We start from the raw sequence: 14,634 nt of genomic DNA on the forward strand, positions 1-14,634 counted from the left end.
GCGTTTCTTTAACAATTTGTGATGTGTTATATTAATATATTGCAAATTAAAAGTCTTTTTATTTTTATAGTATATACTATTTTAGCATAACTTATAATTATATTTGCATACTGAATCATGATAATATGTTTTTCAACATCTAAAAATAAAAGAGATGGAAGTTCCCATGATGAATGAGCAACTTGCTATTAATGAGCAAAATCCCATTATAGCAAGATTCTATGACTATGACTATTTTACTTATCCTTGGCATTTTCACCGGGAATATGAAATTATCTATGTGAAGGAAAGCTTTGGCGAAAGATTTGTCGGGGATAACATGGAGTACTACCAGGCGGGAGATCTGATCTTGATAGGAAGTAATTTACCTCATTATATGAGAAGTAACGAACTCTTTTACAAGGGGGATCCGGAGCTGAGGGTGAAAGGAGCCGTCATTCAATTCTCCGCCGATTTCATGTCGTGGGCAATCGGTCATTATGCGGACTTTATTCATATAAAGACCTTGTTGGAGAAGGCGGGGAGGGGCATTCATTTTCCGTATCCCGAAAATAAGGAAATAATCCCTTTCATAGAAGAATTGCCTGCCGCCAAAGGCTTTGATCGGATTGTCGGACTGCTGTTTTTATTGGATAAGATGGCGAAGTTCCATCCGAAGCGTCTTTTGTGCAGTCCCCGCTTTAGTGATAAACTATCGGAGGTTTCCGACAGTCGGATCGAAAAGCTGCTTTCTTATCTGAATTACCATTACACGGAGAATCTAAGGTTAGATAACGTCGCTTCGATCATGTTTATGAATACCTCGGCCTTCTGCCGTTATTTCAAGCAGAAAACTGGAAAATCATATGTCAATTATGTACAAGAACTCCGGATAGGCTATGCCTGCAAATTGCTCCTCAGCACTTCCTACGATATTTCACAGATCAGCATTGAATGTGGTTTTAATACAATTTGCCATTTCAATAAGGTATTTAAACATAGAACCGGATTGGTCCCTTCTGAATATAAGAAGCTGTTTATGCAAAATCGGTAGCTAAAAGTAGGTTAACCTGCTTTTGGCTTCATCTAAATTAAAAATAATAACTCTTCGGAAAGAGGCCATCGTTTGAATTCTTTTTTGCAATTTTGCAGCGGTTTTTAATAGGATGCAAAGATAATGAGTGAGAGTGCGTCTTCTCTAAAACGGATTCGATTGGCAGTTTTTATCAATTATTTTTATTTGGGATTGTGTTTTTCCTCTTTGGCCAGCCAGATACCATATATCAAAACTGCTTTGAAACTGGATAATACGACGTGGAGAGCCGTTTTGCTCATGCTGCCGCTCGGACAGATCTGTGAGATGTTCATTTCGGATTTCGTTATTTCGAAGTTGGGGAGCAAGTTTATTTTGCCGATTGCCCTGGCTCGCATCCCGTTTGAAAGTTTTCAAAAAAGAAGCTGAACAATAAGTCCCTTCAAAGGTTTATATAACAGAGAGAACTTTCTCCTCTGGAGATAACGGATGAGAATGTATCTCATTGCACTTTTCGATAGAAGTTAAAATGAAATATGTAAATGTGGTGATGACTGCGGCTCTTTCTCTAAATATTGCATCTTCTCAAACTCTAGGGACACTTCATGTGAATGAGTATAAATTGAGTAACGGTTTGACAGTCTGGTTGAATGAAGACCATAGCCAGCCGAAGGTTTTCGGTGCCGTAGTGGTAAAGGCGGGAGCTAAGGACTGCCCGAACACTGGCATCGCCCACTATTTCGAACATATGATGTTCAAGGGTACGGACAAAATCGGAACAATAGATTATGCCGCGGAAAAGGTATTCCTGGATTCAATCGCCCGTAAATACGACGATCTTCGACAGACAAAAGATAAGAAAAGGCGGATGTTCATCCAATACGAAATAAACCGGTTGAGCGTCAAAGCCGCTGAATATGTGATTCCCAATGAATTCGATAAATTGGTTTCCAAATACGGAGGGAGCAAAATTAATGCGGGGACGTCATATGACTATACTGTTTATTATAATACCTTCTCCCCCCAATATATTGCCCAATGGGTGGAAATAAACAGCGAACGCCTGCTAAATCCTATTTTCCGAATGTTCCAGAGCGAATTAGAAACAGTTTATGAAGAGAAGAACATGACCGGAGATTATATCGGCGGGCAGGCGATCGAAAAACTGACAGAGCGCTATTTTTATCCTCATCCGTACGCTTATCCGATCATCGGGAGTACGGAGAACCTGAAGAATCCGCGCTTGTCGGAAATGCGGAAGTTTTTTGAAGAATATTATGTAGCTTCGAATATGGGGCTGATCCTAAGCGGTGATTTCGATACCGCAACGACACTTCCTTTGTTGGAAGGGACTTTCTCGCGCATTCCGCAGGGAGAAGCTCCCCGTTCCGTAATTGCTCCTCCTCCTCCATTTAAGGGAAGGGAAAGGGCTGTAGCTAAATTTCCAATTCCTCTGATCAAGGCTTTTGCTTTCGGCTTTCGCGGGGTGCCTTCAGATCATCCCGACCAGGCGGCCTTGAATATCGCTGTGGGGATATTGAACAATACCAACGGGACGGGGTATCTGGATAAACTGACGGTCGAACGAAAGGTGATGACGGCTATGTCCATCAATGAGAGCCTGAATGACGCCGGTATCCTGGCGGTGTTTGTCGTACCCCAGTTGGTTGTCCAGTCTTACCGCAACGCCGAAAAGCTGGTTTGGCATGAGATCGAAAGGGTTAAGGAAGGCGATTTTACGGAAGATACATTCAATAGTTTGAAGTTGGAACAGCTTCGCCAGCATATGACCGGATTGGAAGATATCAATTCCCGTTCCCAGGTCATGATACGCCTCTTCTCCCAAGGGAAGAGTTGGAATGATTATATGAAGGAACTGGATAATATCAGCAAGCTGACGAAAGAGGATGTCATGCGTGTTGCAAATAAATATTTTGGAGCTAATTATTTATATGTCCGGAAGAAGACTGGAAAATATAAGAAGGAATATTTGCCAAAACCGAACTTTGCGCCCATTGTTCCTAAGCATACGGACGCAACGTCTGAGTATGCCAAAGAGTTGGAGAAGTTACCGGTGCGTGAAGTCGTTCCGCGCTTTGTCGACTTCGAAAAGGACGTAAAAACAATACAATTGGCGGATAAGGTAACTCTTTACACGAAGTATAATTCGGTGAACGATATCTTTACGCTGAATTTTTCCTATGGCGTCGGCTGCCTGGAACGTCCGCTCTTATCCCAGTTGGCTATCTATCTCCCTTATCTGGGAACCGACCGTTATACGTACGAAGAGTTCCGGAGTCATTTGCAGACGTTAGGCAGCACGCTGATGTTCGATGTCGATGACAATAACTTTACGGTTAAAGTTAGTGGCTTCGATAAGAATTTCAAGGAAACCATGGAGGTTGTCCAGGACTTTTTCAACCATGCCAAAGTGGATAGAGAACGCCTGCGTGTATTGGTTGATAATGCAAAAGTGACGGAAAAGGCTTTCTTCAAATCCAGTAACGAGGTGGCGGCTGCTCTGTTCGAACGTGTGCAGTATGGTGATCAGTCCCGCTATCTGAGGAAACTATCTTTGTCGGATATAAAAGAACTGACGGGAGAAGAGTTGCTTCGCCTTTTTGCCGAAGTCCAGCGGGTGGAGTGCAGCGTACATTATTGCGGTACTTTAAGTGAGTTGGAAGTGAGCGAGCGGATAAAAGAATATCTGCCGTTGGAACAGATAACGGTCAGTTCCCGTTCTCCTTTTTACCGCACCGCGATCGATTACAAGAAACCGATGGTTTTCTTTTATGATATGCGGGATATATCCCAAAGCATTGTTTACGGCTATTTCCTTGGAGGACCTTTTGATGAGGAGACTCGTCATGCCTCCAAACTCTTTTCCGTCTATTTCGGCGGTGGCATGAGCAGTATTATGTTTCAGGAGATAAGAGAATTCCGTTCGTATGCTTACTATACATACGGGGGATTCCAATTGCCTCCGGTGCGCTATAAAGATCAACCCGTCAGTTTTGTGTCGCTCCTGTCTACGCAAAATGACAAGACGGTGGATGCCATGATTGTCCTGGATTCCCTACTCCGGCATTTGCCGGAGCAGCCGGATAAAATCGAAGCGGTAAAACAATCTATCCTGAATCAGATCAGCAACGGTTATCCGACACTGCGTGAGATCTCGACCCGCATTGCAGGGTATAAGCGGGATGGCTATGCCAACGATCCGAATAAGACTTTGTTTAACAATCTTGAAACATTGGGTATAGAGGATATCGTACGTTTCCATCAAATATATATGCAAGGGAGTCAACCGGTTTATATCGTTGTCGGCAATTCGAAACGGATAGATATGAAGCGTCTGGCCTCTTTCGGAACCCTTGTGAGAATGAAGCGCAAGGAGTTTTACCGGTAAACGGAGCGATATTTCTTTCAGAGGAGGAAAAGGGGGATTGTGATTGGTGTACTAATTTTTTGTTTATTTAACTATATTGGGGACGAATAATGTGTTATTTCCTTACGCGGGGATATTGAAATCGACTCTTTTTGTGTAGATTTGTCGTCTGCATATCTAAGATAATATACAAATGACACCACTACTGATACTTCTGACAATTTTGTCCTATTTTGTTCTGCTGTTTGTGATCTCGTATTTAACCGGTCGAAAGGCGGATAACCAGAGTTTCTTTACGGGAAATCGTAAATCCCCTTGGTATCTGGTGACGATCGCCATGATCGGGTCTGCGATATCCGGCGTAACATTTGTCTCGGTTCCCGGAATGGTGGAAAGTAATAGTTTTGCCTACTTGCAGATGGTGCTTGGCTTTATGGTCGGCCAATTTATTATTGCTTTTGTTCTGATTCCGCTTTTCTATAAGATGAATCTGACTTCCATCTATGAATATCTGGAAAGCCGTTTTGGTGTTTCCACCTATAAGACCGGCGCCTGGTTCTTTTTTATCTCGAAGATGTTGGGAGCCGCTGTCCGACTTCTTCTTATCTGTATTGTCTTTCAACTATTGGTTTTCGAGCCTTTCCATTTGCCGTTTTGGGTAAATGTAGTCTTTACGGTAGGGGTGGTTTGGCTTTATACTTTTAAAGGAGGAGTCAAATCGGTTGTGTGGACCGATTCGCTGAAAACGTTTTGCCTGGTGGTTTCGGTAGGCGCTTGTATCTATTATATATCCAAAGACCTGGGGTTGAACTTCTCGGGGATGCTGTCCACGATTCAGGAAAGCAAGATGTCCCGGATTTTCTTTTTTGATGATATCAATGACCGCCGGTATTTTTTCAAACAGTTTCTCGCCGGTATTTTTACAGTTATTGCAACGACCGGATTGGACCAGGACATGATGCAAAAGACGTTAAGTTGCAAAAGCTATAAGGATTCCCAAAAAAACATGGTCATCAGCGGAGTAATGCAACTGTTTGTCATTCTCTTGTTTTTAATGCTGGGTGTTTTACTCTATACTTTCGCCATGCGTGAAAATATACCGTTTCCCGGGAAAAGTGACGAACTGTTCCCGGCGATCGCTACCGGCGATTACTTCCCTGCAATCGTCAGCATTCTTTTTATTGTCGGCCTTGTTTCCGCAGCTTATGCGGCAGCGGGTTCCGCCTTGACGGCTTTGACCACTTCTTTTACCGTTGATATTCTGAATATAAAAAAAGAAACAGACCGTAAGGTAGCGGATACCCGTAAACGGGTACATGTAGCGATGGCCGTCGTGATGGGAATCATTATCATCATTATCAACTTGTTGAACAATACATCGGTTATCGATGCAGTCTATGTGTTGGCCAGCTATACTTACGGCCCGATTCTCGGATTGTTTATCTTCGGTATTTTTACGAAAAAACAGGTTTACGATAAATATATTCCATTTGTCGCCCTTCTTTCCCCTATACTCTGCTTGATCATAGACAAAAACTCGGAAGCCTGGTTTAATGGTTACCGGTTCAGCTATGAACTTCTGATCATGAACGCCACCCTTACTTTTCTCGGCCTTTGTTTATTCATCAAGAAGAAAGAAGTGCGTTAATCCCTTTCTTGACCTGGGGCGGGAGCCTGACGGGGAGCCCTTGGGAAACTCTCTTGCCGCGGAGGTTTGCGGAATTCGATCTCCTTCCAGTGTTGGGTGAGGATTTGATATTGCTCTTCCGTCAGGATAGACCGGTATTTTTTGTCATATTTTATCCTTGTTTTCTCAACTTTCTCGTCTAACTTGACCAATAGTTTTTCGCCGTTCGCCTTTGCATTTGCCTTGAGGGAGGGATTCTCTATCTGGATCCGTATGTTTTCCCGTTCTTCATTGATTTTATTGATATCCTTTTGCTCTTTTGATAGAGTCTTGGTTAATTTTTCCCGCTGTTTGTCATCCAAGCCGGGAATTTCCGGCAGGGTGAGGATACCCACCCTTAATTCGGAAGGCTTCAGTCTTCTCTCCATAGGAGGACGATTTCCGCCTCCTCTTCCGTAACTTCCTCTCTGAGGCGGTTGCGCCGACAGGCTCATACAAGAAATGATAGCTAAAGTAAAGAATAACTGTTTCATAATGATTTCATTTTAAGTTATCAACTTTCGGTTCCAAATTTAGATTAAATTATCTCTTCCAGGAAAATAAATCGACGAAGAGATTGAAAATACCGATAAAATAATTATTTTGTGTGCGTTTGTAAAATAAGAAAAGGAAAATGAATATAAAAGAGATAGCTAAGTGTGTCTTGTTTAGAGGGGTTGAAGAGACTCAATTACAGGAAGTATTACTTGCGGTAGATGCAGAGGAAGTTCCTTTTCATAAAGGGGAAGTCTTGGCAAAACAAGACGAGCTATGCAACCGGCTTATTATATTGGTAAAAGGAAGCATTACAGCCGAAATGACTTCTCCTGCCGGGAAAGTGGTAAAGGTCGAGGATATTGAGGCTCCTAGTCCTTTGGCAATTCTCTATCTTTTTGGAGAAAATAACCGTTTTCCGGTTCAGGTAACGACACGGGAGGAAGGCGTAGCGCTGGTTATTTCCAAATCTTCTGTTTTGAAAATGTTGCGGATGAATGAAGCCTTACTGAAAAATTACCTGGATTTATGTGCCTATTTTGCGTCGGCTTTATCCCGGAAACTATATTTAATATCTTTCCGTACAATCCGTCAGAAGATAGCCTCCTATCTCTTAAGTTTAGTGCAGGGAGAGGAGACTATAGTCCGGACAGAGTACTCCCAAGCCGCATTGGCGCAATATTTTGGAGTTTCCCGCCCATCGTTGGCCCGCGAACTGCGTCGCATGCAGGACGAGGGTCTGATAGAAGTTCACAAAAAAGAAATTCGGATTTTGGCTAAAAACAAACTCTTCCATCTGGTTCATTTTTCTTGAATCCTATTATTTATTTTGAATGATCTTTTCAACTCAGCAATTGCAATGTCACTTTCGGGGGCATATCGACTATTTTTTATCATAATGGTCTAACCAATGAACCAGGTTCAATAAAAATTGCACATTTTGTTTGGCATCAGGTGAGTTTAACCCCATTTGTAGTCTGTTTTTACCTTGTAGTTGAGCGGAAAACATGGCGGCCTCTCCAAACATTGCTATACGCCCTTTGCCATATTGAAGTATAGCGCCTTGTGATAACCCTTTTGCAGGAATGGTTTTTGTGTGTTCGCTAAAAACCCATGCGGTATCAGGAAGTAATACTCTATAATTTTCATTAAAAGTGAGCAATGAAATTGCTTCGGAAGGTATTTCAAATGCTTGTCCGCCAAATGTTGCAACTTGTTCCACTTGTTCTTTACTATTTCTCCCGGTTGTGATAGGGTGTATGGCCAATGTTTTGTTCTCCTTTGTGAATGCATCAAATTTTAATCTTTGATTACTTGTTTGATCTGGCTTAATTTCTGATGCAAATCCATTATATAAAATAAAACCAAAGGATTTGGCCAAATCATAAGCCGCTCCCGGGAATGGCATATGGTCGGCAATGAGAAACAATGAACCGCCTGATTTAACCCATTCATTTACATACTTGATTTCGTCAACTGTAAATGCTGACGGGGTTGGTAGTTGCCATGGCGTTTCATTGCCGCTTTCATCACTGTTTATCTTGTTAAGGGCATTCGCTATGACAAGTATTTTGGCACTTTTCAATCGTTCCGGTGTAAATGCATTGGCATTCGATATAACTTGGTATCCGTCTTTTTTCAAGATCTTAGTAAATATGAAGTATCTCCCTTCCGCCGTATGAAAATTATAATGGGCTTCATCCAATAAGATTACAGAGCCGGATTGCGTTAAATAGGCCGGATTGGCAATGGACGGTTCAAAATCCTTGTCAGGTATTTGTTGTGCGCTAAGAAAGGCACTCGATATTAAAAGTAAAAATGAAAATATTATTTTCATGCTGTTTTGTCTTATAATTAATATTGTCAAGTTTTATTTGTCGAATAATACGTTTTTGCGTCATTTGAAGATTGTTTCCCATCGGATCCCAAAAACCACATAAGCCACCAGAAGCGTAAAAAGAATATTGAATAGTTGCGCTCCAAGAAAGACAAATCCGGCCTTTTTATTTTCTGCATTAATTAAGGCCTTGAAATTTGTTTCCAGACCGATCGAAACAAAACCTAAAGTAAACCAGAGATTTTGGAACTTTTTCAATGAATCGGTAACCGGTTTATATCCTTCGCCAGCGAAAAAAAAGGAGAATAGTAACGATACCAGAATGAAGCCCAATACAAACTTCGGGAAACGTTCCCACATTAATTGCAGACCGGGTCTCTCTCCCGAAGCATCTGTCTTCTCTTTTTTACTGTAATTCCAATAAAGCGCAATGAAAAATGCAGCGATACCCAGTAATACATTTTGCGAAAATTTCACGATTGTACTAATTCTCAACGCTTCCTCCCCGTATAATGCACCGGTTGCGACAACGGCGCCGGTTGTATCGATAGTTCCGCCAATCCATGCTCCGGCAATGGTTTCGTTTAACCCTATCAACTTGGCTAAGATCGGCATAATGATAATCATCGGCACGGCAACGATCAGCACGAGCGAAACGACGTAGGATAGCTTTTTTGAATCGCCCTTGATGGCTCCTGCACTGGCTATTGCTGCCGACACACCGCATATGGAGACGGCACTCGAAAGCATTATGGACAACTCTTTATCTATTTTAAATCGCTTGCATAACCAGAAAGAAAAATACCATATACTGAAAACCACCACCACCGACTGGATCAATCCCAATGCGCCGGACTTCAGTAAATTCTGGAAAAGGATAGTAGAGCCTAAGAAGATCAATCCGATTTTGATATATAATTCGGATGATAATGCTTTCCTTATCCATTGGGGAGTCCCCCAAAGATTATTAATTAGCAACCCTATGGCTAAACTGAATATAACCGTTTCCAGTCCCCAATCGTTTGCCATTTTATTTCCACCCAATAGAGAGGCGGCGGCCGTCAATAAAAAGACTCCGACATAACCGAATGTCTCTTTTATTGGTTTTCCCTGAAAGAAGTAGGCCAAGACCAAGAGCACATAGCTTATGATAAAAACCAGTAGTAAGTTATAGAGGTTTTCGGCAGAAAACAAAGCTATCAGTTCCTCCCCATTCTTCCATCCGAAAGTAGCGAATTCCGGAGTATACTGTGACAAAGCAAACGCCCCCAAACTAATCAAAACAAACAACAAACCGGTAAGTGTAGCCGCCCAGTCTTCTGTTAAATGTAACTTTTTCATCTTATAATTAATATTTACAGATACCGTTCTATTTTTATTATATATGCTTATTATTCTATATGTTCTTGAATTTTTTGAAATAAAGCAGATGCGGTGATAAAACCTTTATTTTTCCATACCGGTTTGCCTTGTTTAAATAATAGAAGTGTCGGTAGAACTTCAATTTTTTGTTCTTTAATCAATCCGGGATTCTCATCCAGCTCAAGCCGTACTATTTTTAACCCTTTTTGATTTTCATTTTTCAATGAATCCAACACGGGAATCAATCGGCGGCATCCGCCACAATATTTGGAACCAAAATCAATCAATACTAATTTGTCGGATTGGGTGAGTTGTTTGAATTGTTCGGTGGTCAACCCCGAACCTTTGGAAGTTTCGAGCGGATAACCGGAACCTACCCAGTTAGCAAGTCCGCCCGGTAGAGCATAGACTTCCTTAAATCCTTGGTCTAATAATTTCTTTGCCAATATTGTACTACGGCCCGTATTGATAGAATACGTGAAAGTCGGATAGTGGGGTTTCAATTTATCAACTATATTCTTCAATGCTATGCTGTCCGCTAAATTGACATTGATTGCTCCTTTAATACGATTCTGTGTAAATTCTTCCGGTGAACGCGCATCCAATATTTGAGGATGGACGGCCTTATCCAATTTTTCGGCGAACTCTTTTATCGTTAATGATTTGTTCTGAGCCAAGATCGGGCACATTGGACTGCAAATAAGTATTGCAAATAAATAAATTTGTTTCATCGTTTAAAAATATTTTTTCTCCGGATAAGGTTTTACAAGACTTTTCCAAGCAATGCGTTCCCATTTGTCGGCTAACTGTTTTACTTTTTCCGGGTATTTTGAGGCAAGATTTTTTATTTCCGTCCTGTCGTTTTCTATGTCATACAACTCCCATTTGTTATATGGTGTTGGTTCGTCAACATTTATATATTTATCTTCTTTTGTAAACTTGTAAACTAATTTCCACCTTCCCTGACGGATTGCTTTATTGTTTTCATGTTCCCAGAACAAGTAACGGTCGCTTTTCACCTCTTCTTCAAATGCAGGTTTCAAGCTTACTCCCTGTAATGGTATGATATTATTTCCGTTGTATATTTTGGGGTAAACGGCTCCGGAAATATCTACCAATGTTGCTAAGATATCCGGCAATTGTCCGGGTGTTTGACGAATTGCTCCTTTGCTTTTAATTCCGTTTGTCCATCGGATGATTAAAGGAGTGGAAATGCCCCCTTCGTGTACCCAATGTTTGTATTCCCTGAAAGGAGTATTGCTATAATATGCCCATCCTTTGCCATAAGCAATGTATGTATCCGGTCCGCCGGGTAAAACCCCATAACCTCTTCTTACTAATTGACCTTCACGCGTTTGCCAAGGTTGTCCGCTAGTTTGCAATTCATCCGGTTGCATGGGTCCAAGTGTTTTGCCTTCCGGTATTGGATTGTAATATAAAGGCCGTTCCCGACCGACAGTTTCAGCACAGGCTCCATTATCTTGTAAAAAAAGAATTACCGTATTATCTAACTGTCCGGTTCGGCGTAATTCCTCTACGATTTTCCCAATATTATGATCTAAACAGGAAATCATACCAGCATAGACTTCCATACAGCGTGTCTCAAATTTTTTATCTTCCACTCTGTCCCAAGGAGTAACTGTACTATCTTCCGATAGTACCCATTTGGAGTCAATTATACCTTCTTTTAATTGGTTTTGGTATTTTTCTTTTCTCAATTGGTCCCAGCCTTTGTCAAATTTGCCGTAGTAAGGCTTTATATAGCGCTCGGGAACTTGCATCGGCCAATGTGCAGCCGTAAAGGTTACATACATGAAAAACGGGTTATTGCTATTTTTCTGTTCATGTTCTTTAATAAATTTCACTGCATTGTCACCTAATGCCTCTGTCAAATAATAATCTTCCTCGTTTGTTTGCGGATAATGGTATTCTTTATCTGCAAACGGAGAAATTAACGTATTATCACGACACAATGAACCCGGATCGTAATAGCTTGCGGCACCTGACAAGATACCGTAATATTTGTCAAAACCTCTTTGCAGGGGCCAATTATGCTTTGATTCGCCTTCTCTTATATAGCTGGTTACATGCCATTTGCCAACTGCATAATTTTTATAGCCTGCCGATTTTAATACTTCTGCAATCGTTACGCTATTTGAACTCAAATCGCCTCGATAGCCCTCTTTTCCCCTATCGTTCATCATATGTCCGATACCTGCCTGATGTGGATGTAATCCAGTGAGTAAACTTGCTCTTGTCGGACAACTTCTTGCGGTATTATAAAACTGTCGGAAGCTAACCCCTTCTTCCGCTAGTTTGTTCAAGTTCGGAGTATGAATAACACCTCCATACTTTTCAATATCGGAATAACCCATATCGTCCGACATAATTAAAATAATATTCGGACGGATTTTTTCTTGTGAAAAAAGCAGGCCGGGAGTAGACAAGACAGCTCCTCCAATGAATAATGTACTTCTAATTTTACTTTCCATAATATATTTGCTATTTTAGTGGAAACGGAATCTTTCAAGCTTTTACTGCTGAATTTATTGCAAATGAAATATTGATTTCTCTTGCAATAAACCTATTTCCCTCCATATTAATTTTTTATAGGATATCAACAGTTACTTTTTTGAGATTCCCGGTAAAAATATAGGGGGATTTATAAGACGGAGATACAGGCGTTCCGAAATTACGTCCTGCCTGAAGGAGATTCCCTCCGGCATTGGTAATGCTTCCAATTTCTTTCGTTCCTACTTTTTCTCCGTTAATATAAAGAGAGATAGTTTTATTAAAATCCTCTTCTCCACTGTAAATTACATCTGCTTCAAACGTCACCTCACCGGAAGGTATTGCTTTGTCAGATGTGACTCCAAGCAACAGTGCAGAAGAGATCAATCCTATATTTCTATTATAAATTACCTTTTTCATTATTCTTGCATTTATATGATTAGATTTGGAAAATTATTTATTTATGGTTTCTTGCCTTCTGCGTTGTAAACTGGTTTGGAGATCATACCGATCAATCAAAGGATAGAGATTATATCTCTCAGCTTGTTGATCAAACAATTCTTTGAGCTCTTTCAATTTGTCCGGATATTTATCCGCCAAATTAGTTAACTCGTTAAAATCATTGTTGATATCATAAAGTTCCCAGATGTCATTTTCAAATCGTTTGGGATCCGGAGTTTCCGTTTCATTTGTAGGTGTAGAAGAATTTCCCCTGTCGATATTGTCCGGCCGATGTGCTGTTGCGGCTTTCCATCCGTCTTTATAAATCGAACGGGATCCAAAAATATAATAATGTTGCAATGTATGTTTAGAAACGGCTTTTGCATCATTCAGTGAATAGAATAAGGAAACGCCGTGAATCGGGTCCTGCTTGACACTTCGGATATACTCCGGTTGCTTGATACCAATCAATTCAGTAGTGGTGGGTAATAAATCAATGACATGTCCATATTGGTTACGAATGCCACCTTTTTCCTTAATACCTTTCGGATAATAAATGATCAGAGGATTATGTGTACCTCCTTCGCTATGTGCGTCTTGCTTCCAGTTACGGAAAGGAGTATTCGCCGCTTGCGCCCAAGCTAAAGGATAGTTTACATTCGATTCAGGTGTACCGATTTGATCAATATTATGGAAATTATATTCAATGACTTCCTTTCTTGTTTTTCCGGCCGATAGTCGTGTTACTATTCCGTCAAAATTGCCCTCCTTACTCGCTCCATTATCACCGATAATTACAAAAATTGCTGTATTATTAAGTTCTCCCGACTGTCTTAGATAGTTAACCAGACGTCCTATTTCATAATCAGTATACTCTAAATAACCGGCATAATTTTCAAAAAAACGTACGTATAGTTGTTTTTGATTGTTCGAGAGTGTATTCCAAGCTTCTAACCGTGGGTCACGGGGAGGTAGTTTAGCATTAGCAGGAATGATTCCCAGTTTTTTCTGACGTGCAAGTACCTTTTCTCGATATACGTCCCAGCCTTCATCAAATTGACCTTTATATTTATCTCTCCATTCTTTTGCCACTTGATGAGGTGAATGGGTCGCCCCAGGTGCATAATATAGAAAGAAGGGTTTATTAGGAGCCGCTTTTTTCTGACGGGAGATAAAGTTGATTGCCTTGTCTGTTATTTGTTCACTTAAGTGACGGCCGTCAGGAGATACATGAGCATTGTCTTCTACCAAATCGGGTTTATATTGGTCGGTTGCCGATCCGAGAAAACCAAAGAAATGGTCAAATCCTTTACCTGAAGGCCAACGATCGAAAGGACCGGCATCTGTAACGTCGGCATCAGGAACAATCCCATATTTACCTACGGCAAACGTATTATATCCATTCTCACGTAAAATTTCGGCTATTGTACCGGCTTCCGCCGGAATGCGTCCGTCCCATCCTGGGAATCCGGCTGACATAGCTACATGTCCGAATCCTCCCATATGTACGGCATGCGAGTTACGTCCTGTTAGCAGAGCGGCACGGGTAGGTGCGCTAATTGCGCAGGTATGAAAATTGGTATAACGCAAACCTTGATTCGCCAGATTTTCCAAATTAGGCGTTTGAATTAATCCACCGAAAACACTGGCTGCTCCAAAACCCACATCATCGATTAATATCCATACTACGTTTGGCGCGTTTTCAGGGGCTTTCGGATTTCTTGTCCAAGCTTCTGTCGATTCTTCATAGGTTTTGCCGATTTTCCCTTGGAAAGGTTGTTGATTTTGGGCCCATATATTTGTGCCAAATGTAATGCTTCCGACAAGCGTCAGTGGAAGTATTTTTGTCTGTTTCAAATTGAGTGTATTCATATTTTAATTGTTTTAATTTTATCCGGATTATGTTAGAAAACTGAAAGAGT

General features: G+C 41.0%; 12 protein-coding genes. 5 read left to right on the forward strand and 7 right to left on the reverse strand.

Translation table 11 applies throughout. The annotated features are described in order from the left end of the window. Positions 1 to 154: 154 nt before the first annotated feature. The 4 genes from BQ8014_RS10160 (at position 155) to BQ8014_RS10175 (ending at position 6,048) form a co-directional block, all read left to right on the forward strand. The gene (locus tag BQ8014_RS10160) at positions 155 to 1,033 is read left to right on the forward strand and encodes an AraC family transcriptional regulator (protein ID WP_234998023.1); all 879 of its coding nucleotides are present in this window, start codon (positions 155 to 157) and stop codon (positions 1,031 to 1,033) included. 123 nt (positions 1,034 to 1,156) lie between these two features. After that, positions 1,157 to 1,441 carry a hypothetical protein gene (locus BQ8014_RS10165; RefSeq protein WP_080904240.1) on the forward strand — a complete coding sequence of 95 codons (285 nt, stop codon included), beginning with the start codon at positions 1,157 to 1,159 and terminating at the stop codon, positions 1,439 to 1,441. Positions 1,442 to 1,562: 121 nt separating this feature from the next. Next, a complete protein-coding gene (locus BQ8014_RS10170; RefSeq protein WP_080905918.1) occupies positions 1,563 to 4,421 on the forward strand; it encodes a M16 family metallopeptidase in 2,859 nt (952 codons plus the stop codon). 172 nt (positions 4,422 to 4,593) lie between these two features. Beyond that, positions 4,594 to 6,048 carry a sodium:solute symporter gene (locus BQ8014_RS10175; protein ID WP_080904241.1) on the forward strand — a complete coding sequence of 485 codons (1,455 nt, stop codon included), beginning with the start codon at positions 4,594 to 4,596 and terminating at the stop codon, positions 6,046 to 6,048. Here the strand turns inward: BQ8014_RS10175 and BQ8014_RS10180 are convergent. Beyond that, entirely contained in the window at positions 6,045 to 6,560 is a 516-nt protein-coding gene (locus tag BQ8014_RS10180; RefSeq protein ID WP_080904242.1) for a hypothetical protein, read from the reverse strand. The two genes, BQ8014_RS10175 and BQ8014_RS10180, sit on opposite strands and share 4 nt — an antisense overlap. 140 nt (positions 6,561 to 6,700) lie before the next feature. Between BQ8014_RS10180 and BQ8014_RS10185 the strand changes: the two genes are divergently transcribed. Then, positions 6,701 to 7,375: a Crp/Fnr family transcriptional regulator gene (locus tag BQ8014_RS10185; protein ID WP_080904243.1), complete on the forward strand. Its 675-nt coding sequence runs from the start codon at positions 6,701 to 6,703 to the stop codon at positions 7,373 to 7,375. A gap of 69 nt (positions 7,376 to 7,444) precedes the next feature. On the opposite strand, the gene BQ8014_RS10190 is transcribed toward BQ8014_RS10185, so the two are convergent. The 6 genes from BQ8014_RS10190 to BQ8014_RS10215 form a co-directional block, all read right to left on the reverse strand. Next, positions 7,445 to 8,398, reverse strand: coding sequence for a hypothetical protein (locus BQ8014_RS10190; RefSeq protein WP_080904244.1), 954 nt, complete (start codon positions 8,396 to 8,398; stop codon positions 7,445 to 7,447). Positions 8,399 to 8,458: 60 nt separating this feature from the next. Continuing rightward, complete coding sequence (locus BQ8014_RS10195; protein WP_080904245.1) at positions 8,459 to 9,739, reverse strand: YeiH family protein; 1,281 nt, start codon at positions 9,737 to 9,739, stop codon at positions 8,459 to 8,461. 50 nt (positions 9,740 to 9,789) lie between these two features. After that, the gene (locus tag BQ8014_RS10200; protein ID WP_080904246.1) at positions 9,790 to 10,491 is read right to left on the reverse strand and encodes a thioredoxin domain-containing protein; all 702 of its coding nucleotides are present in this window, start codon (positions 10,489 to 10,491) and stop codon (positions 9,790 to 9,792) included. Positions 10,492 to 10,494: 3 nt separating this feature from the next. Next, a complete protein-coding gene (locus BQ8014_RS10205; protein WP_080904247.1) occupies positions 10,495 to 12,252 on the reverse strand; it encodes an arylsulfatase in 1,758 nt (585 codons plus the stop codon). A gap of 115 nt (positions 12,253 to 12,367) precedes the next feature. Next, positions 12,368 to 12,691, reverse strand: a complete 324-nt coding sequence (locus BQ8014_RS10210; protein WP_080904248.1) for a LamG domain-containing protein — start codon at positions 12,689 to 12,691, stop codon at positions 12,368 to 12,370. Between the two features lie 33 nt (positions 12,692 to 12,724). Next, positions 12,725 to 14,584, reverse strand: coding sequence for a sulfatase-like hydrolase/transferase (locus tag BQ8014_RS10215; protein ID WP_080904249.1), 1,860 nt, complete (start codon positions 14,582 to 14,584; stop codon positions 12,725 to 12,727). Positions 14,585 to 14,634: the final 50 nt, after the last annotated feature.

The organism is Parabacteroides sp. Marseille-P3160, assembly GCF_900162725.1.
GTDB lineage: Bacteria > Bacteroidota > Bacteroidia > Bacteroidales > Tannerellaceae > Marseille-P3160.

What these genes read in the sequence shown, in the direction of transcription:
- BQ8014_RS10160 (WP_234998023.1), top strand. Translation starts at nt 155, where the DNA reads ATGGAAGTTCCCATGATGAATGAGCAACTTGCTATTAATGAGCAAAAT.
- BQ8014_RS10165 (WP_080904240.1), top strand. Translation starts at nt 1,157, where the DNA reads ATGAGTGAGAGTGCGTCTTCTCTAAAACGGATTCGATTGGCAGTTTTT.
- BQ8014_RS10170 (WP_080905918.1), top strand. Translation starts at nt 1,563, where the DNA reads ATGACTGCGGCTCTTTCTCTAAATATTGCATCTTCTCAAACTCTAGGG.
- BQ8014_RS10175 (WP_080904241.1), top strand. Translation starts at nt 4,594, where the DNA reads ATGACACCACTACTGATACTTCTGACAATTTTGTCCTATTTTGTTCTG.
- BQ8014_RS10180 (WP_080904242.1), bottom strand. Translation starts at nt 6,560, where the DNA reads ATGAAACAGTTATTCTTTACTTTAGCTATCATTTCTTGTATGAGCCTG.
- BQ8014_RS10185 (WP_080904243.1), top strand. Translation starts at nt 6,701, where the DNA reads ATGAATATAAAAGAGATAGCTAAGTGTGTCTTGTTTAGAGGGGTTGAA.
- BQ8014_RS10190 (WP_080904244.1), bottom strand. Translation starts at nt 8,398, where the DNA reads ATGAAAATAATATTTTCATTTTTACTTTTAATATCGAGTGCCTTTCTT.
- BQ8014_RS10195 (WP_080904245.1), bottom strand. Translation starts at nt 9,739, where the DNA reads ATGAAAAAGTTACATTTAACAGAAGACTGGGCGGCTACACTTACCGGT.
- BQ8014_RS10200 (WP_080904246.1), bottom strand. Translation starts at nt 10,491, where the DNA reads ATGAAACAAATTTATTTATTTGCAATACTTATTTGCAGTCCAATGTGC.
- BQ8014_RS10205 (WP_080904247.1), bottom strand. Translation starts at nt 12,252, where the DNA reads ATGGAAAGTAAAATTAGAAGTACATTATTCATTGGAGGAGCTGTCTTG.
- BQ8014_RS10210 (WP_080904248.1), bottom strand. Translation starts at nt 12,691, where the DNA reads ATGAAAAAGGTAATTTATAATAGAAATATAGGATTGATCTCTTCTGCA.
- BQ8014_RS10215 (WP_080904249.1), bottom strand. Translation starts at nt 14,584, where the DNA reads ATGAATACACTCAATTTGAAACAGACAAAAATACTTCCACTGACGCTT.